We start from the raw sequence: 18,367 nt of genomic DNA, 5'->3' as shown, positions 1-18,367 counted from the left end.
GTGCGCACGCCCGGCCCGAGAGAGTGACCTGGCACAAAACTGCTGCGCGGCGACTGTGGGCCGGCACGGCTCCCAGCCGGGCAATCGGCTGCAGCGCGAGCGCGCCGCTCCATTATCACCACGCGCCTCGCCTTCCGCCGCAGGCTGCCGCAGAAGGCTGGCGTGAAAAACAGAAAGCCCGGTGGGCGGGGCTCAAGGCCTGCCCACCGGGCTTGACGGCTGACACAACGGTCTTTGCCATCAGTCCGCATGCGGAGATGAACGTCCACATGGCGGGGAGGCAAGGTATTGCCTCCAGGGGTTTGCCAGGGAAAGCCGCGCCTGCTGCACCAGGGGCACTGCATGCCCATCGGAGGGAGACTGACTTCGTCTGGCGATGCCTGAAAACTACAGGCACCTGCACCTTACCAAACCCCGCAAGCCAACTCAACCCGCGTTTTCAATGGTGTCTGAAGGGGCGATTGAATTTGGCAAGCGGGCCACGCCGACACACGGAAACCCGCAGCCTTTTTACGCCCAAAACCTGGGTTTTCTTACAGATTTTTCATAACTTATCGATCTTAAAAATTGAAATGTTAGTATTGACTCTGCATTTAGTGAACTTCTAGAATCCGCCAGCCCCAAAAACCGGGGCTGGTAACCACCTACCCTCGCTGCCGACCCCGGCTAAGTCAGTGCAGGCCCCACGCCCATCGCAGATGAGCCGCCGCACTTGATGGCGTACCAATCCAGGCGACCCGCAGAGACCCGACCGCCCTCCAGGGCGGCCCCGCTTTTGCGGTGCCTCAGAAAGGAAGAGCTATGACAGCGTCAGGAAAATTGATCTCCGGCGTGCGGACTTTTGTGTCCGATGTGACCGAAGGTTTTCTTGAAATCACCCACAACAGCTTTGCGCTCATCGGCCTGGCTGTGGCTTTTGTCGTGATCACCCTCACGGCACGGCCCGACTTGCGCGAAGCCGGCGAAACCGAGCTGATGAACTGGCTGCAGGCGCGCCAGGTCCAGATGCTGGGCATGCCCATCGAGCCGGAGGCCAGCGAACGCGCCACGGCGGGCAATCCCAAGGATCTGCCCAAGGAGCAAGCGGCCGTCGCGTTCTGGCTCAGCAAGAAGTACCGTGTCGCGCCCGAGCCGCTGAGCGTTCTCGTGTCCGAGGCTTATGACATTGGTGCGCGCACCAAGATCGACCCCACGCTCATCCTGGCCATCATGGCCATCGAGTCCAGCTTCAATCCCTTCGCGCAAAGCGCGGTGGGCGCCCAGGGGCTCATGCAGGTCATGACCACGGTCCACACGGACAAGTACCAGAACTTTGGCGGGCAGTTTGCGGCGTTCGACCCGGTGAGCAACCTGCGCGTGGGCGCGAAGGTGCTGCAAGAGTGCATCGCCCGCGCCGGCTCGGTCGAAGGCGGCTTGCGCTTTTATGTGGGTGCGGGCAACCAGGCCGACGATGGCGGCTATGCGGCGAAAGTGATGGCCGAGCATTTCCGGCTGCGCCAAGTGGCCAACGGCCGCTCCATGCCGACCGCGCCGCCGCCCGTGCTGTCCACCCAGGCGCCTGCGCTGTCGGTGCCGGTGGCAGCCCCGGCCACCGCGGCGCCGCTGCACGGCGACAAGGTTGCCATGCTCTCCGGGCTGTAAGAACGTGTTTACGTTCTAAGAAGCTGCTCAAGACAATCCGCCCGCCGAGGTGTGGGATACACTAGCGGGGTACGCGACTGGCGATAGGCGCTGCATCCACACACAGGATGTTGCCGCTGACGTGGAAACCAGCAAGAAGCCACTTCTTGTTAACCACTGGGAAGCGTGCCGCACGGGCCACCCGCTGCGTTCAGCCGTTCGCCTGGGCAGCCCTTGTTTCAAGGGACACAAGTTCATAGGACTGCCAATCATGTACGACCGCAAAATTCTTGTCGAACAGACCGATCCCGAACTCTTTGCTGCCATCCAGGCCGAAAACGCCCGGCAAGAGCACCACATCGAGCTGATCGCCAGCGAGAACTACGCCTCCCCCGCCGTGATGTGGGCGCAAGGCACCCAGCTGACCAACAAGTACGCCGAGGGCTACCCCGGCAAGCGCTACTACGGTGGCTGCGAGCACGTGGACGTGGCCGAACAGCTGGCCATTGACCGCGTGAAGAAGATCTTCGGCGCCGACGCTGCCAACGTGCAGCCCCACTGCGGCGCCTCTGCCAATGAGGCCGTGTTCCTGGCCTTCCTCAAGCCCGGCGATACCATCATGGGCATGAGCCTGGCCGAAGGCGGCCACCTGACGCACGGCATGCCGCTGAACATGTCGGGCAAGTGGTTCAACGTGGTCTCCTACGGCCTGAACGCCAAGGAAGAGATCGACTACGACGCTATGGAAGCCAAGGCCCGCGAGCACAAGCCCAAGCTGATCGTGGCTGGCGCCTCGGCCTACAGCCTGCACATCGACTTCGCCCGCTTCGCCAAGATCGCCAAGGAAATCGGCGCGATCTTCATGGTGGACATGGCCCACTATGCCGGTCTGATCGCGGCCGGCGTGTACCCCAACCCCGTGCCGCACGCCGACGTGGTCACCAGCACCACCCACAAGAGCCTGCGCGGCCCGCGCGGCGGCATCATCCTGATGAAGGCCGAGCATGAGAAGGCCATCAACAGCGCCATCTTCCCCGGCCTGCAAGGCGGCCCGCTGATGCACGTGATTGCCGCCAAGGCCGTGGCGTTCAAGGAAGCGCTGACGCCCGAGTTCAAGGCCTACCAGGAACAGGTGGTCAAGAACGCCAAGGTGGTGGCCGAGACGCTGACCCAGCGCGGCCTGCGCATCGTCAGCGGCGGCACGCAAAGCCACGTGATGCTGGTGGACCTGCGCGCCAAGGGCATCACCGGCAAGGAAGCCGAGGCCGTGCTGGGCGCCGCCCACATGACCATCAACAAGAACGCGATCCCCAACGACCCGGAAAAGCCGATGGTGACCAGCGGTGTGCGCATTGGCACCCCTGCCATGACCACGCGGGGCTTCAAGGAAGAAGAGGCCCGCATCACGGCCAACCTGATCGCCGATGTGCTGGACAACCCGCGCGACGAGGCCAACATTGCCGCCGTGCGCGAGAAGGTCAACGCACTGACGGCCCGCTTCCCCGTCTACCGCTAACCCAGCGTCTGCGCTCCCATGAAGTGCCCCTTCTGCAGCCACCTGGAGACGCAAGTCGTTGAAACACGGGTGTCTGAAGACGGGGACTTCATCCGGCGCCGCCGCCAGTGCAGCGCCTGCGACAAGCGCTTCACGACGTACGAACGGCCGGAAGTGAATTTCCCGGCCATCGTGAAGAAGGATGGCCGGCGCATCGAATACGAGCGCGGCAAGCTGCTCGCCTCGTTCAACCTGGCGCTGCGCAAGCGCCCGGTGAGCACCACGCAGATCGACACCGCCATCGAGCGCATCGAGGAAAAGCTGCTCAACCTGGGCCAGCGCGAAGTGCTCTCCAGCCGCATCGGCGAACTGGTGATGCGCGAGCTCAAAAAGCTGGACAAGGTGGCGTACATCCGCTTTGCCAGCGTGTACCGCAGCTTCGAGGACATCGACGACTTCCGCGCGATGGTGGACGAAGTCCGCAAGTAAGTGCGGCGCGCCGCCGGGCCGGACGGCGGCGCGGCCTCCAAACGCTCATTTTTTGATAGCTGCTTGCGCACTATCCACGGGCGCTAGCGGCACTTTTTCTTTAAAACGCGGCGCACACGTCTGTGCACCGCCAGCCACCGCCAGCCCGCCGGCCGCTCAGTGCGCGGTGCGGCCCGCGGACGTGATGCGCCCCAGGGCCGGGACGGCCACCGGGCTGCGGTCCCGGAAGTAAGCCTCCAGCGCGTCCAGGTCCAGCGGCCCCACCCTGCGCTCCTGGCCCTGGGCCAGCACGGTGAAGTGGTCCCCGCCGCTGTCAAGGTAGCTGCTCAGCACCACCCGCACGGGCATGTCATCGCGCAGCGGCGCGCCGTGCAGCGCCATGGCGCTGATGCGCGCGCCGGGCGGCTGCGACAGGTCGTACCGGTACGAAAACCCTTCCGACACCGACAGCACGCGCGGCCGCTGCACGGTGTTGCTGCCGCTGGCGAACTGCTGCTCCAGCACGGCGCGGATCTGCGCCCCCGTGAAGGTCTTGACCACGAGCTGGTTCCCAAAGGGTTGCACGGCGTAGAGCTGCCCGTAGCGCACCAGGCCCTGCCCGTCGGGCACCAGGTCGGCCCGCAGCCCGCCAGGGTTCATGAACGACAGCTGGGCGCCCCCGTGCTCCGGCGCCCGCGTGGCATGCAGCTGCGCATCCGCCACCAGATTGCCCAGCGCGCTTTCGTGCGAAGGCGACGGCGTGCGCCGCAGCGGCCCGGCCGCCTGGCCCACGGGCCGCTGCGCCAGGGGCACGGCCGCGGCGCGGTAGGTTTCGATGATCGACTGCACCTGGGGGTCGGGCGCAAAGGACGGCACCACGCTGGTCATGGGGACCCGGCCTTGCGCTCCGGTGAACGCCTCGCCCTGCACGATGACGTTGCGCGCCACCTTGCGCACCACACGGCGCGTGCGGGTGTCCACCCGCAGCTGGATGTCGGTGACCAACGTGCCGTACTGGCCGGCGCTGGTCAGCAGGAAGGGCTTGGCCGGGTTCACGCGGCTGTAGTCGCACACATACGCCTGGTGGGTATGGCCCGACACGACCACATCCACGGCGGGGTCCAGCCGCTCCAGGATGGGCACGATGTCGCCCGAAAGGCCGGCACAGCTCGTCTCCTGCACGCCCGCCGTGGTGCTGCCGCCCTCGTGGATGACCACGGCGATCACATCGGCGCCCTGGACCTTGAGCTGCGGCACCAGGGCGTTGGCGGTGGCGGCCTCGTCCTCGAACCGCAGGCCCGCCACCCCGGCCGGGCTGACCATGGACGGGGTTGCGCGCAGCGTGAGCCCGATCACCCCCAGCGTCACCGTGGCTCCGCCTTGTTCAAAGCGCTTGAGGCCGGTGGCCGGCAGCAGCGTGCGGCCGTCCTCCTCCCGCACGGTATTGGCAGCCAGGAAGCCAAACTGTGCGCCCGCGAAGGGCTGGCGGATCTGGCACGGCTGGCGGGCGGTGAACTTTTCGCAGCCCCCCTGCTGCAGGCGCAGCAGCTCACGCCAGCCGCGGTCGAATTCGTGGTTGCCCACGGCATTGAAGTCGATGCGCATGGTGTTGACGGCTTCGATCGTGGGCTCGTCCAGGAACAGCGAGGACACCAGCGGCGAAGCGCCCACCATGTCGCCTGCCGAGACCACGGCATGGTGCGGGCCACGGGCCTTGAGGGCCGCAATGGCGCTTGCCAGGTACGCCATGCCGCCCGCGGGCACGGCCACCGGCCCCGCAGGGCCGGGGACCGTGTGCGCCATGCGCGGCGGCTCCAGGTTGCCGTGCAGGTCGTTGAAGCCGATGAGCGTGATGTCGAGATGGTCCGGCCGAGCCTCGGGCACCGGCGCGGGCACGGGCGCAAGAGCCCCGCACCCCGCCAGCAGGGCCGCCGCCACGTACACCGTGGCCACCCGAGCCGTCCTGCCACACCCTTCGTGCATGCTCCTTGCTGCCAGAGCCCCCCAACGGTTCATGACTTCCCCTTCTTTTTCCCTGCTTCACGCCACAACAAAAAGGCGCGCATTCCTGCGCGCCCTGCCTGTCCGCCTTGCCTGCCGGTGCCGGCCGCCCTGAGCCCCTTTTTAAAGAAACGAGGCCTGGATGGGCGGCACGGGCGGCGCCACATCGCCACACTGCGCCCGGTGGCGCAGCGCGTGGTCCATCACCACCAGCGCCAGCAGGGCCTCGGCGATGGGCGCGGCACGGATGCCCACGCAGGGGTCGTGGCGCCCCTTGGTGACGACTTCGGTGCTGTTGCCGTGGATGTCGATGGACTGGCGCGGGCTGATGATGGAACTGGTGGGCTTGATGGCAATGCTCACCTCGATGTCCTGGCCGGTGCTGATGCCGCCCAGCACGCCACCCGCGTTGTTGCTCTGGAACCCCTGGGGCGCCATCGAGTCGCCATGCGTCGTGCCGCGCTGCGCCACGCTGGCAAACCCCGCGCCGATCTCCACCCCCTTGACGGCATTGAGCCCCATCATGGCGTAGGCGATATCGGCGTCCAGCTTGTCGTACAGCGGCTCGCCCAGCCCCACCGGCACGCCCGTGGCCTGCACCCGGATGCGGGCGCCGCACGAATCGCCGGCCTTGCGCAGGGCATCCATGTAGTCTTCGTACGCGGCCACATCGGCCACGGGGGCGAAGAAGGGGTTGCGCTGCACGTGGTCCCAGCTCTCGAACGGGATGGGCAGCTCGCCCAGCTGCGTCATGCAGGCGCGGAACTGCACGCCGTGGCGCAGCGCCAGCCACTTCTTGGCCACGGCTCCGGCCGCCACCGTGGGCGCGGTCAGGCGGGCGGACGAGCGGCCGCCGCCGCGCGGGTCGCGGATGCCGTACTTGTGCCAGTAGGTGTAGTCGGCATGGCCCGGCCGAAAGCTCTCGGCGATGTTGCTGTAGTCCTTGCTGCGCTGATCGGTGTTGCGGATCAGCAAGGCGATGGGTGTTCCGGTGGTCTTGCCCTGGTACACGCCCGACAGGATCTCCACCGCGTCGGGCTCGTTGCGCTGCGTCACGTGGCGGCTGGTGCCGGGGCGGCGGCGGTCGAGGTCGGCCTGGATGTCGGCCTCCTCCAGCGGCATGCCGGGGGGGCACCCGTCGATCACGCAGCCGATGGCCGGGCCGTGGGATTCACCAAAGTTGGTGACTGCGAATAGGGTTCCAAAGGTATTGCCGCTCATGGCGCGGGATTATCCCAGAGCAGCCGCCACCCAACGGGGACCAGGCGCCCGCCCCGCCTTGCCACAAACGCGCTTGGCACGCGCGCAGGCGCTTGCTAGCATGCAGCAGCCACTTCGGGACGCCCATGCCGCTTTCTTCCCCGCCACCGCCCGCCCCTGCCCCGGCTCCGCGCAGCAGCGTCCCCTTGCCGCCGCCCCTGGGGGATGCGCCCCTGCGCTGCGCGCTGGATGCCAGCGACAACGCCATCGTGCTGAGCAACGCGGCCAAGCGGGTGGTCTATGTGAACGGGGGGTTTACCCGCCTGTTCGGATTCGGCGCCGGCGAAGTGCTGGGCCAGTACCTGAGCGATGTGCTGCTGGGCCCCCACTCCGACCCGGGACTGCTGGGCGAGATCCACAGCGGCCTGCAGGCGCAGGGGCATTTCCATGTCGAGACCCTGCTCTACAGCAAGTCCGGCCAGCCCCGCTGGGTGTCGATGATGATCAACGCGTCCGACGAGGCCTCCGGCGGGCCGGGCGGCAGCGTCACCCTGCTCACGGACATCACGCTCACCAAGATGCACGAAGTGCTGCAAAAGCGCGTGCTGGAGGGCATGGTCAACGAACTGCCGCTGACCGACCTGATGGCACTGGTCTGCCGCGAGGTGGAACGCATCGCCCCCGAGGTCACGGCGTCCATCCTGGCCGTGGATGAACAGGGCCTGCTGCACCCGCTGGCAGCACCCAGCCTTCCGGCAGACATCTGCCGGGCGCTCGACGGCCTGGCCATCGGTCCGAACGTCGGCTCGTGCGGCACCGCGGCCTACCGCGGCGAGCCCGTGGTGGTGACGGACATTGCCACCGATCCCCTGTGGGCGGACTACCGCGACCTGTTTGCGCCCAGCGGAATGCGAGCCTGCTGGTCCAGCCCCATCAGCGACCACCGGGGCAAGGTGGTGGGGACCTTCGCGTTCTACTTCCGCGAGCCCCGTGGCCCGGACGCGCTGCACCACCGACTGGTGGATGTCTGCCTGCACCTGTGCGCCGTGGCCATCGAGCGCCATTCCACCCGCCAGCGCATTCACCAGCTGGCGTTCTTTGACGAACTCACCGGCCTGCCCAACCGCGCGATGTTCCGCACCAGCGCCGAGCGCGCACTGGCCGGCCTGCGCCAGGACGGCCTGCCCGGTGCGCTGCTGTTCATTGACCTGGACCGCTTCAAGCAAGTGAACGAGACCCAGGGCCATGCCGCCGGCGACGCGCTGCTGTGCGAGGTGGCCAACCGGCTCACGCAATGCCTGCGCGCACGGGACCTGGTGGGACGCCTGGCGGGCGACGAGTTCGTGCTGCTGCTGTCGGACTGCGGCACCGACCAGGCCGTGCAGGCGGCGCACCGCCTGCTGGAGGAACTGGCCCGCCCCATGGAGATTTCCGGGCAGGCGCATGTCTGCCGGGCCAGCATCGGCATTGCCATGTTTCCGGACGACGGCGACGGCATCGACACGCTGCTGCGCCACGCGGGCCAGGCCATGGCCCAGGCCAAGAGCGACCACCTGCACAGCCTGCAATTGTTCAGCGCCGAGATGAACCGGTGTGCGCAGGAGCGCGCGGCAATGGAGCGCGCCCTGCGCCAGGCGCTGGCGGCCCGCAGCCTGTTCCTGGAGTACCAGCCGCAGGTCCTCAGCTCGTCACCGACCACGCTGCACGGGCTGGAGGCCCTGGCGCGCTGGCAGCACCCGGAATGGGGCCTGGTGCCGCCCAGCCAGTTCATCCCCGTGGCGGAAGAGGCGGGCCTGATCCACGAACTCACGCTGTGGCTGCTGGACGAGGCCTGCGCCCAGCTGGCCGCCTGGCGCACGGCGGGGCACGGGATTCCTTGCGTGGCGGTCAACCTGTCGGGACGCAGCTTCCACCAGGCCGAATTTGCGCAGCAGGTCTGCGCCGCGCTGGAGCGGCACGGGCTGCGCCCCCACGACTTGCTCCTGGAGATTACCGAGAGCGTGATGATGGACGCGCGCCCCGTGACGCGCGCCAACATCGAAGCGCTGCACCACAGGGGCTTCAAGCTGTCGCTGGACGACTTTGGCACCGGCTACTCCAGCCTGAGCTACCTGCACCGCCTGCCGATTTCCGAGCTGAAACTGGACATGGCCTTCGTGCGCGACCTCACCACCAGTTCCACCGCACGCGCACTGACCGTCTCGGTGCTCAGCATCGCCCACAGCCTGGGCATGGTGGTGGTGGCGGAGGGCGTGGAAACCCCGGGCCAGCAGCAATGGCTGCAGGCGCACGGGTGCCCCGTCATGCAAGGCTATCTGTTTGGCAAGCCCATGCCGCCCGGGGACGTGGCGGGCTGGCTGCGCACCGCCCGCGGCAGCGCCTGAACAGGCGCCCGGGCACCGCACGCGCGCCGCGGCTCAGGGCGCGGTCTTTTCCTCAGGCCAGTCGCGGATGTAGGCCTTGAGCATCTTGTTCTCGAAGTTCTGGCTGTCCACCACGGCCTTCGCCACGTCGTAGAAGCTGATCACGCCCATGAGCATGCGGCGGTCCATCACGGGCATGTAGCGGGCATGGCGGTCCAGCATCATGCGGCGCACTTCGTCCATGTCGGTTTCCAGCGTGCAGGTCAGAGGCGCATCGTCCATGGCCGTGCGCACCAGCATCGTGCCCACGCTGCCGCCGTTCTTGACCAGGGCCTGGATGACTTCCCGGAAGGTGAGCATGCCCACCAGGTCGCCGTGCTCCATGACGACCAGCGAGCCAATATCCCGCTCGGCCATCACCGCCACCGCACCCGACAGCGGCTCGTCCGGCGTGGCGGTGTACAGGGTGTTGCCTTTGACGCGAAGAATGTCGCTGACTTTCATGGTGCTGGGTCTCCGAGGGGGCAGCGGCGCGTGCCGCAGTCTGAATGATCGATGGGAATATAGCCCACAATCCCCGCTGCACTGACAACATGGGAGACACCCCGATGCCCGGCTATTCCGACCCCGGCTTTGACACGCTGGCGCTGCATGCAGGCGCCAGCCCCGACCCCGCCACCGGCGCACGCGCCACGCCCATCCACCTGACCACCTCGTTCGTGTTCGAGTCCAGCGACCACGCGGCGTCGCTGTTCAACCTGGAACGCGGCGGCCATGTGTACAGCCGCATCAGCAACCCCACCAACGCCGTGCTGGAGCAGCGCGTGGCCGCGCTCGAAAGCGGCGTGGGCGCCATCGCCACCGCCAGCGGCCAGGCCGCCCTGCACCTGGCCGTGGCCACGCTGATGGGCGCGGGCAGCCACATCGTGGCCAGCACAGCGCTGTACGGCGGTTCGCAAAACCTGCTGCACTACACGCTGGCGCGCTTCGGCATCGAAACCACCTTTGTGAAGCCCGGCGACATCGACGGCTGGCGCGCCGCCGTGCGGCCCCATACCAAGCTGTTCTTTGGCGAAACCGTGGGCAACCCCGGCCTGGACGTGCTGGACATTCCCACCGTGTCGGCCATCGCGCACGAGGCCGGCGTGCCGCTGCTGGTGGACTCCACGCTCACCTCACCCTGGCTGATGAAGCCGCTGGAGCTGGGCGCCGACCTGGTCTACCACTCGGCCACCAAGTTCCTCTCGGGCCACGGCACCGTGGTGGGCGGCATCGTGGTGGACGGCGGCAGCTTTGACTGGGACGGCCCCAAGTCGCAGGGCAAGTTTGCCGAGCTGACGCAGCCCTATGACGGCTTTCACAACATGGTGTTCACCGAAGAAAGCACCGTGGGCGCCTTTTTGCTGCGCGCGCGGCGCGAGGGCCTGCGCGACTTTGGCGCGTGCATGAGCCCGCACACGGCCTGGCTGATCCTGCAGGGCATCGAGACCCTGCCGCTGCGCATGGAGCGGCATGTGCGCAATACCGAGAAGGTGGTGGAGTTCCTGGCGGCGCAGCCCTTCGTGGCGCGCGTGGGCCACCCGCTGCTGCCTTCGCACCCCAGCCACGCGTTGGCGCAAAAGCTGCTGCCGCGCGGCGCGGGCTCGGTGTTCAGCTTCGACCTGAAGGGCAACCGCGCGCAAGGCAAGAAGTTCATCGAAACGCTCAAGGTCTTCAGCCACCTGGCCAACGTGGGCGACTGCCGCAGCCTGGTGATCCACCCGGCCAGCACCACGCACTTCCGCATGAGCGACGAGGCGCTGGCAAATGCCGGCATCACGCAGGGCACGATCCGCCTGTCCATTGGCCTCGAAGATGCGGACGACCTGATCGACGACCTCAAGCGCGCCCTGAAAGCCGCAGAAAAGGCAGGAAACCCATGAACCCCCACGCTCTTCACTTCGTGTATTCGCTGCCCCCCAAGGGGGCGCAGGCCTCCCTTGGGGCGGCCCGGCGGGAGGCCTGACCATGCACATCCAAGTCAACGGAGCCGCCATCTACTGCTACACCGGGGGCAAGCCTTTTGATGCCGCCAAGCCCACCGTGGTGTTCATCCACGGCGTGCTCAACGACCACAGCGTGTGGGCCCTGCAAAGCCGCTACATGGCCCACCACGGCTGGAACGTGCTGGCCATCGACCTGCCGGGCCACTGCAAGAGTGGCGGTGATGCGCCGGCCACGGTGGAGCAAGGCGCGGACTTCATCGGCGCGCTGCTGGATGCCGCGGGCCTGCAGCGCGCGGCGCTGGTGGGCCACAGCTGGGGCTCGCTGATCGCCATGGAAGCGGCCGCGCGCCTGAAGGACCGCATCAGCCACCTGGTGCTGGTGGGCACGGCCTTCCCGATGAAGGTCTCGCCCGCGCTCATCGACGCCTCCCAAACCGATCCTGAGAAGGCGCTGCGCATGGTCAACGTGTTCTCGCGCAGCACGCTGGCCGCGCCGCCCTCGGCCATCGGCCCGGGCACCTGGGTGTTTGGCGCGGGCATGGCGCTGGGGCGCAAGGTGCTGCGCAGCAACCCCCACGTCAACGTGTTCCACCGCGGCTTTGTGGCGTGCGACAGCTACGCGGGCGGCGAGGCGGCCATGGCCCAGCTCACCTGCCCGGTGCTGTTTGCGCTGGGCAGCCAGGACCAGATGACGGCGCCCAAGGCCGCGCAGGGCCTCATCAACGCAGCCCGGGCGGCCGGCCAGCAGGTGCAGGTGGCGCAGCTGCCCGTGGGCCACAACCAGATGACCGAGGCGCCGGAGGAGACGCTGTTCGCGCTGCGCGACTTCCTCGCGCGCTGAGGCGCCCGCACGCGCCGCGCAGGAGCCCCTGGGTTTTCCCCACCCCCGAATGTCGGCCATGCGACGGTGCGGGGATTCCCCGGGGCCCTAGACTGCGCAGCTGGCGAGGCCGGCCCCTTCCGGCCCGGCCACCCCACGAAGGAGACAACGCCATGGACCTCAGCACACCCCACCCTGCACCGGCCTCCGCCGCCGACGGCAAGCCCGATCCGCGCACCTTCAAGACCTTCGCGGAGTTCTACCCGTTCTACCTCAGCGAGCACAGCAACCGCACCTGCCGGCGGCTGCACTTTGTGGGCTCCACGCTCAGCCTGGTCTGCCTGGGCATGCTGGTGGCCACCGGCAAGCCGCAGTACCTGCTGTACGGGCTGCTGTGCGGCTACGGCTTTGCATGGGTGGGCCACTTCGGGTTTGAAAAGAACAAGCCCGCCAGCTTCAAGCGCCCGCTCTACAGCTTCATGGGCGACTGGGTGATGTACAAGGATCTGTGGACGCGCAAAGTCCCATTTTGAACAAAATCAGGCTGCAGCGCCCGCCCATCAAGCGCAAGCAGCTACCAAAATAATAGCAAATTCAAGCCAACTGCGGTGCTGGCACGTCGCCCAGCACGTCTGCCAGCCGCAGCGACTCCAGCCCCGAGCGCTGCCACAACGGCCCCAGGCTGGGCGCGCGCTCCAGCAGCAGCCGGCGCACCAGGGGCGCCAGCGGGGTGGATTGCGGGTCGGCCAGCAGAATGCAGCGCGGCTCCCCCTCGTCCGAGGCCCCCTGGGCCGCGGTGTCCGCCACCTCGCCCACCCAGTCCAGCGCGGTCAGCGCTTCCAGCACGGGCTCCAGCTGCAGGCCATCCACCCGCAGCGCCTGCGCCAGCTGGCCCGGCCGCAGGCCTTTGGCGGGGGACTGGCGGGCGCGGTGCAGTTCTTGCAGCACCTCCACCGCCAGCTGAAACGTCCAGCCTGCCACCGTGCCGCGCCGCGCCACGCCCGCCAGCAGGCTGGGCAGGTAGGCAGTGACCACCGCGCCCAGCAGCACGATGACCCAGGCCACGTAGATCCACACCAGCAGGATCGGCAGCGTGGCAAACGCGCCATACACCACCGAATAGGTGGGCACGGTGCCCAGGTACAGGGCCAGCACCTTCTTGGCCGCCTCGATGCACACCGCCACGAACAGCCCGCCCGTCCAGGCATGGCGCCATTTCACCGGCGTGTTAGGCACATAGTGGTAGAGCGACGCCATGCCGCCGGCCAGCACCGCGAACTGGATCGAGTCGAACAGCAGTTGCACGCCGTCCGGCAGCCGCTTGACCAGCCCGCCCGAGGCTGACATCACATACGAGGTGAGCGCCAGGCTGGCCCCCATGAGCAGCGGCCCCAGCGTGATGGCCGCCCAGTAGATGAGCACGCGCTGGCCGAGCGGGCGCAGGCGCTGCACGCGCCAGATATCGTTGAGCGTGCGGTCGATGGTGAGGATCAGCGCCAAGGCCGTGGCCATCACGATGGAAAAGCCCGCCACGCCCAGCCCGCTGGCCTTGGCGGCAAACTGGCTGAGGTAGCCCAGCACCTGGCGCGAGATGCTGTCGGGCACCAGGCTGGTCACCAGCCACGTCTGCAGCGCCCCCTGCAGCTTGCCAAAGATGGGGAATGCCGTGAATACCGCCAGCGCCACGGTGAAGAACGGCACCAGCGCAAGCATGGTGGTGAAGGTGAGGCTGCTGGCCGTGAGCCCCAGATGGTCCTCGCGGAAGCGCTCGCGCAGCGTTTGCGCGGTGGTGCGCCAGGGAAAGTGCGACAGCTCGGCCACCAGCGCTTCAAAGCGCTGCACCGCTGTCTGTAAGGTCAAGGACATGGCCGATATGATGCCAGCCCAATGACCGCATCCTCAGCCACCCCGCCCCTGCCCGCATCCACCCCTCCCGCGCCGGCCGTGGCCGCCACCCGCTGGCTGGCCGCGGGCAGCCTGCTGGCGCTGGTGGCGCTGTGCTTGGCGTGGGAGCTGGCGCTGGCGCCGGTGCGGCCCGGCGGCTCGTGGCTGGCCGTCAAGGCGCTGCCGCTGTGCATTCCGCTCGCGGGCATCCTCAAGAACCGCATGTACACCTACCGCTGGGTGAGCCTGGTGATCTGGCTGTACTTCATCGAAGGCGTGGTGCGCGGCTGGGGCGACAAGCCCCCGTCGCAATGGCTGGCCTGGGCCGAGGTGGCGCTGTGCCTGCTGCTGTTCACCGCCTGCACGCTGCACGTGCGGCTGCGCCAGCGCAATGCAAGGAAATGACCCCCACACCCCTGAGGCCCTTCGGGCCTTCCACCGCTCTCGCTTGGCTGTGCCATGCGGGCAGGGGAACGCAGCTAGCGCACGCGAGCGAAGCTCCGCATGCGCGGCTTGGCGGCCCTGGCGCGGCCGCACTCGCTCAAGCCGTGCCGGTTTCACAGGCTGCTGAATCACTGACATCGACGCAATCCAAACCATGACCCAACTCATCGACACCCTGCGCGCCATCGTCGGCCCCACCCATGTGATCACCGAGGGCGACCTCACCGCCTGGGAACAGGACTGGCGCCGCCGCGTGCGCGGCAAGGCCCTGGCCGTGGTGCGCCCGGCCAGCACCGCCGAGGTCGCCGCCGTGGTGAAAGCCTGCGCTGCCAGCGGCACCGCCATCGTGCCGCAAGGTGGCAACACCGGGCTGGCGGTGGGCTCCACGCCCGACGAATCCGGCACACAGGTCGTGCTGAGCCTCACGCGCATGAACGCCGTGCGCAGCGTGGACACCGACAACCTCACCATGACGGTGGAGGCCGGCTGCATCCTGCAGAACCTGCAGGAGGTGGCGCGCAACGCGGGGGTGCTGTTTCCGCTGTCCCTCGCGGCCGAGGGCAGCTGCACCATCGGCGGCAATCTGGGCACCAACGCCGGCGGCACGCAGGTAGTGCGCTACGGCAACACCCGCGAGCTGTGCCTGGGCCTGGAGGTGGTCACGCCCCAGGGCGAGGTGTGGGACGGCCTCAAGGGCCTGCGCAAGGACAACACCGGCTACGACCTGCGCGACCTGTTCATCGGCAGCGAGGGCACGCTGGGCATCATCACCGCGGCCACAATGAAGCTCTACCCCCAGCCCGCCGCCAAGCTCACCGCCTGGGCTGCCGTGCCCTCCATGGAGCACGCCGTGGCCCTGCTGGGCCTGGCGCACAAGCAACTGGGCGCGGGCCTCACGGGCTTCGAGGTGATGGGGCAGTTTGCGCTCAGCCTGGTGGGCAAGCACATGCCGCAGCTGCGCGTGCCTTTCCTGGGGCAGGACGATGCACCGTGGTGCGTGCTGCTGGAGAACTCCGACAGCGAATCCGAAGAACATGCCCGCGCGCGTTTTGAATCGCTGCTGGAGACGGCGTTTGAACTGGGCTGCGTGACCGATGCCGTGGTGGCCGAAAACCTCACGCAGGCGCACCAACTCTGGCACATCCGCGAGAGCATCCCTCTGGCCCAGGCCGAAGAGGGCCTGAACATCAAGCACGACATCTCGGTGCCCATCTCGCGCATCCCCGCCTTCGTGGCGCACACCGACGCAGTGCTGCAGCGCGAGATTCCCGGCGTGCGCCTGGTCAACTTCGGCCACCTGGGTGACGGCAACCTGCACTACAACGTGCAGGCCCCGGCGGAGGGCGATGCCAAGGCCTTCCTGCGCGAGCACGAAGCGCAGGTGAACCACCTGGTCTACGAAGCCGTGGCCGAGTTCGGCGGCTCCTTCTCGGCCGAACACGGCATTGGTGAACTCAAGGCCGACAAGCTGGAGAAATACCAGTCGCCCGTGGCGCTCGGCATGATGCGCGCCATCAAGCAGGCGCTGGACCCGCAGGGCATCATGAACCCCGGTCGGGTGCTGCAAAAGGCCTGAGACGAAAGCCCTCCACCACCGAAAGCCCCACCCATGCCCGCCGCAGTTTCCGTGCGTCCCGTCTCGCCGGGCGACTACGCCGCCTGGCGCCCGCTCTGGGACGGCTACAACGCCTTCTACGGCCGCTTTGGCGCCACGGCACTGCCGGAGCCCATCACCGAAGCCACATGGCAGCGGCTGCACGATCCGGCAGAACCGGTGTTCGGCCTGGTGGCGCAGGACGCCGGCAGCGGCCAGCTGCTGGGCCTCACGCATTACCTCTTTCACCGCAACACCACGCGCCTGCAGCCCGTGTGCTACCTCAGCGACCTGTTCACCCGCGAAGCTGCGCGCGGCCGGGGCGTGGGGCGGGCCCTCATCCAGGCCGTGTACGCCGCGGCACGCGCTGCCGGCTCCTCACGCGTGTACTGGCAGACGCACGAGACCAACGCTGCCGGCCGCCTGCTGTACGACAAGCTCGCCAAGCACCACGGGTTCATCGTGTACGCGCAGGAACTGTGACGACAGCCTGGAGTTCACTACCAAAACAATAGCTGCCAGCGCTTGCAAACAGGCGCTTTCAGCTGCCTTTTGCTGAAATTTCGTCCGGCACGCGCGGCAGCGTCCGCAGCGGTGCACGCCGGTCAGAGCCGCTTGCTCAGGGGCTGCGCCCACAACCCGGCCCAGGCCTTCGCCGCCCCCGCCGGTGCATACCCATTGCGGCGGTAAAAGCCCTGCGCCGTGCGCGTGCTGTCCAGCGCCAGGACCGGCGCTCCGCACTGCCGGGCCCCCGCCTCCGCCGCCTGCAGCAGCGCGCGGCCCACGCCCTGGTACAAGACCGCGGGCACCGCATAGCACAGCGCCAGCGTGGCCGGAGGCAAGAGCAGGGCAAAGCCCACCATGGGCGCGTGTACGCCTGCGTCTGCATCCACGCCCTCGCCGCGGTAAGCGGCCCAGGCCATCGCGCCGGGGGCAGACAGCCAGGCGGTGAACTGGGCAGGCGTCTTGTTCGCCAGCCACGCGCCCAGCACGGCCGGGTCGTCGCCATGGTCGGCCGCGCAGCAGCGGGTGATGGATTCACGCACCACGGCGCAGGCCTGCACAGCGAGGCCCGGCAAGGGCTCCGCTACGCGGTGGATGGTGAATGCGGCCACAGCGCCCTCAGGCGGCGCGGGGGGAGACAGGCCCATGCTGGTGCGCTCCTCGTTTCTTGGCGCCAAGGGGTGGCGCCCGCCCCGCATCGCCCAATCGCAGGTCCGGATCCGGCGCGACGCTGCCATGCATTCTGCCGAGACTCTGCACCGGACTTTCTTGCTTCGGGCGGCGCTGAATTCGTCTTTGCGCAGCGTTGCCTTCACCTCATTTTCGACAGGAGCAGATCCATGAAGGTATTGGCGGACAAAGTGGCCATCGTGACGGGCGCAAGTTCAGGCATCGGACGCGCCGCGGCACTGCTGTTTGCGCAGCACGGCGCGTCCGTGGTGGTGGGCGCACGGCGCCAAGGCGCGTTGGACGACTTGGTGCAGCAGATCCGCGCCGCCGGCGGGGCAGCGCACAGCGTGGCCGGCGACGTCCGGGACGAGTCGTTCGCGCAGCGCCTGGTGGCGCAGGCGGTCGAGCACTTCGGCGGGCTGGACATCGCCTTCAACAACGCCGGCACCCTGGGCGAAAGCGGCCCCACGCCCGGCATCTCGGCCGCCGGCTGGCAGGACGCGCTGGACACCAACCTCACCAGCGCCTTCTTTGGCGCCAAGCACCAGATTCCCGCCCTGCTGCAACGCGGCGGCGGCTCCATCGTGTTCACCTCCACCTTCGTGGGCCACACGGTAGGGTTCCCCGGCGTGGCCGCCTATGCCGCCAGCAAGGCGGGCCTCATCGGCCTCACCCAGGCCCTGGCCGCCGAACTGGGTCCGCAAGGCGTGCGGGTGAACGCGCTGCTGCCCGGCGGCACCCTCACCCCCATGGCCCACGCCATGAACGGCAGCCCCGAAGCGCTGGCCCAGGTGGCCAGCCTGCACGCACTCAAGCGCCTTGCGCAACCCGAGGAACTGGCCCAGGCGGCCTTGTACCTGGCCTCGGACGCGTCGTCGTTCATGACCGGCACCGCCATGCTGGTGGACGGCGGGGTGTCGATTAACCGCACCTAAGAAACCTCTGCACGAATCGAGCGGCAAGTGGGCACTGCGGATCGGGAGGGGCTGCAAGGCGCAAAACGCAGCAATAGCCGCAGCTATTGCGAGGATTTGCAACGCAGCAGACCGCCCGAGGCCGCAGATGCCCACGGCGCGGTGATTCGTGCAGAGGTTTCCTAAGCACGCCGCCGGCACCGTCACGCAGCACGCCTCCCAGCCTCCCGCGCGCAGCCCCCGCAGCCCTCCGGTGCGGGGGGCCTAGGAGTCTGCGCGGCAGAAGGCATCGAAGCGAAACGCGCGAAAACCGAGGATCGCGTGGTGCTACCGACAAGCCCAGGGTGGCCCCCTGGGCGCAGGAGGTAGCACCGCGCGAGACCGGTTTATCGCGCGTTGCAGCCGA

Annotated in this window: 16 protein-coding genes and 1 riboswitch; of the genes, 11 read left to right on the top strand and 5 right to left on the bottom strand. The window is 68.1% G+C overall.

What is annotated here, in order from left to right; genetic code table 11:
* Positions 1–801: 801 nt before the first annotated feature.
* The 3 genes from LWW96_RS06035 (at position 802) to nrdR (ending at position 3,604) form a co-directional block, all read left to right on the top strand.
* Entirely contained in the window at positions 802–1,641 is an 840-nt protein-coding gene (locus tag LWW96_RS06035; RefSeq protein ID WP_291485026.1) for a lytic transglycosylase domain-containing protein, read from the top strand.
* A gap of 63 nt (positions 1,642–1,704) precedes the next feature.
* Positions 1,705–1,856: riboswitch (ZMP/ZTP riboswitch) on the top strand.
* A gap of 35 nt (positions 1,857–1,891) precedes the next feature.
* Positions 1,892–3,136, top strand: a complete 1,245-nt coding sequence (gene glyA / locus LWW96_RS06030; RefSeq protein ID WP_291485024.1) for a serine hydroxymethyltransferase — start codon at positions 1,892–1,894, stop codon at positions 3,134–3,136.
* A gap of 18 nt (positions 3,137–3,154) precedes the next feature.
* Positions 3,155–3,604, top strand: a complete 450-nt coding sequence (gene nrdR / locus LWW96_RS06025; protein ID WP_291485022.1) for a transcriptional regulator NrdR — start codon at positions 3,155–3,157, stop codon at positions 3,602–3,604.
* Between the two features lie 156 nt (positions 3,605–3,760).
* On the opposite strand, the gene LWW96_RS06020 is transcribed toward nrdR, so the two are convergent.
* Together LWW96_RS06020 and aroC are read right to left on the bottom strand one after the other, a co-directional pair.
* Positions 3,761–5,566 carry a bifunctional metallophosphatase/5'-nucleotidase gene (locus tag LWW96_RS06020; RefSeq protein ID WP_291485020.1) on the bottom strand — a complete coding sequence of 602 codons (1,806 nt, stop codon included), beginning with the start codon at positions 5,564–5,566 and terminating at the stop codon, positions 3,761–3,763.
* Between the two features lie 141 nt (positions 5,567–5,707).
* Positions 5,708–6,805 (bottom strand): chorismate synthase, encoded by a 1,098-nt coding sequence (gene aroC, locus LWW96_RS06015; protein ID WP_291485018.1) that lies wholly within the window; start codon positions 6,803–6,805, stop codon positions 5,708–5,710.
* Positions 6,806–6,930: 125 nt separating this feature from the next.
* Here aroC and LWW96_RS06010 point away from each other — a divergent pair, with 125 nt between their 5' ends.
* Positions 6,931–9,168, top strand: coding sequence for an EAL domain-containing protein (locus LWW96_RS06010; protein ID WP_291485016.1), 2,238 nt, complete (start codon positions 6,931–6,933; stop codon positions 9,166–9,168).
* Between the two features lie 33 nt (positions 9,169–9,201).
* Here the strand turns inward: LWW96_RS06010 and LWW96_RS06005 are convergent, their stop codons facing one another.
* Entirely contained in the window at positions 9,202–9,651 is a 450-nt protein-coding gene (locus LWW96_RS06005) for a CBS domain-containing protein (protein WP_291485014.1), read from the bottom strand.
* 104 nt (positions 9,652–9,755) lie between these two features.
* On the opposite strand from LWW96_RS06005, the gene LWW96_RS06000 reads away from it, so the two are divergent.
* The 3 genes from LWW96_RS06000 (at position 9,756) to LWW96_RS05990 (ending at position 12,485) form a co-directional block, all read left to right on the top strand.
* Complete coding sequence (locus LWW96_RS06000) at positions 9,756–11,069, top strand: O-acetylhomoserine aminocarboxypropyltransferase (protein WP_291485012.1); 1,314 nt, start codon at positions 9,756–9,758, stop codon at positions 11,067–11,069.
* Positions 11,070–11,154: 85 nt separating this feature from the next.
* Positions 11,155–11,973, top strand: coding sequence for an alpha/beta hydrolase (locus LWW96_RS05995; RefSeq protein WP_291485010.1), 819 nt, complete (start codon positions 11,155–11,157; stop codon positions 11,971–11,973).
* A gap of 152 nt (positions 11,974–12,125) precedes the next feature.
* Positions 12,126–12,485, top strand: a complete 360-nt coding sequence (locus LWW96_RS05990; RefSeq protein ID WP_291485008.1) for an Mpo1-like protein — start codon at positions 12,126–12,128, stop codon at positions 12,483–12,485.
* A gap of 61 nt (positions 12,486–12,546) precedes the next feature.
* Here the strand turns inward: LWW96_RS05990 and LWW96_RS05985 are convergent, their stop codons facing one another.
* Positions 12,547–13,818 carry a YihY family inner membrane protein gene (locus tag LWW96_RS05985; RefSeq protein ID WP_291485006.1) on the bottom strand — a complete coding sequence of 424 codons (1,272 nt, stop codon included), beginning with the start codon at positions 13,816–13,818 and terminating at the stop codon, positions 12,547–12,549.
* Between the two features lie 21 nt (positions 13,819–13,839).
* Here LWW96_RS05985 and LWW96_RS05980 point away from each other — a divergent pair, with 21 nt between their 5' ends.
* The 3 genes from LWW96_RS05980 (at position 13,840) to LWW96_RS05970 (ending at position 16,357) form a co-directional block, all read left to right on the top strand.
* Positions 13,840–14,241, top strand: coding sequence for a DUF2069 domain-containing protein (locus tag LWW96_RS05980; protein WP_291485004.1), 402 nt, complete (start codon positions 13,840–13,842; stop codon positions 14,239–14,241).
* A gap of 193 nt (positions 14,242–14,434) precedes the next feature.
* On the top strand, positions 14,435–15,856 hold the full coding sequence (locus LWW96_RS05975) for an FAD-binding oxidoreductase (RefSeq protein ID WP_291485002.1): 1,422 nt from the start codon (positions 14,435–14,437) through the stop codon (positions 15,854–15,856).
* Positions 15,857–15,889: 33 nt separating this feature from the next.
* The gene (locus LWW96_RS05970) at positions 15,890–16,357 is read left to right on the top strand and encodes a GNAT family N-acetyltransferase (protein ID WP_291484999.1); all 468 of its coding nucleotides are present in this window, start codon (positions 15,890–15,892) and stop codon (positions 16,355–16,357) included.
* 122 nt (positions 16,358–16,479) lie between these two features.
* On the opposite strand, the gene LWW96_RS05965 is transcribed toward LWW96_RS05970, so the two are convergent.
* Positions 16,480–17,025 (bottom strand): GNAT family N-acetyltransferase, encoded by a 546-nt coding sequence (locus LWW96_RS05965; RefSeq protein ID WP_291484997.1) that lies wholly within the window; start codon positions 17,023–17,025, stop codon positions 16,480–16,482.
* 192 nt (positions 17,026–17,217) lie between these two features.
* On the opposite strand from LWW96_RS05965, the gene LWW96_RS05960 reads away from it, so the two are divergent.
* Positions 17,218–17,982, top strand: coding sequence for an SDR family oxidoreductase (locus tag LWW96_RS05960; protein ID WP_291484996.1), 765 nt, complete (start codon positions 17,218–17,220; stop codon positions 17,980–17,982).
* The last annotated feature ends 385 nt before the right edge of the window (positions 17,983–18,367 follow it).

Origin of the sequence: Acidovorax sp., from assembly GCF_021287135.1 — a bacterium.
Taxonomy (GTDB): Bacteria; Pseudomonadota; Gammaproteobacteria; order Burkholderiales; family Burkholderiaceae_C; genus Acidovorax.
This window is presented reverse-complemented; position numbering and strand designations above follow the sequence as displayed.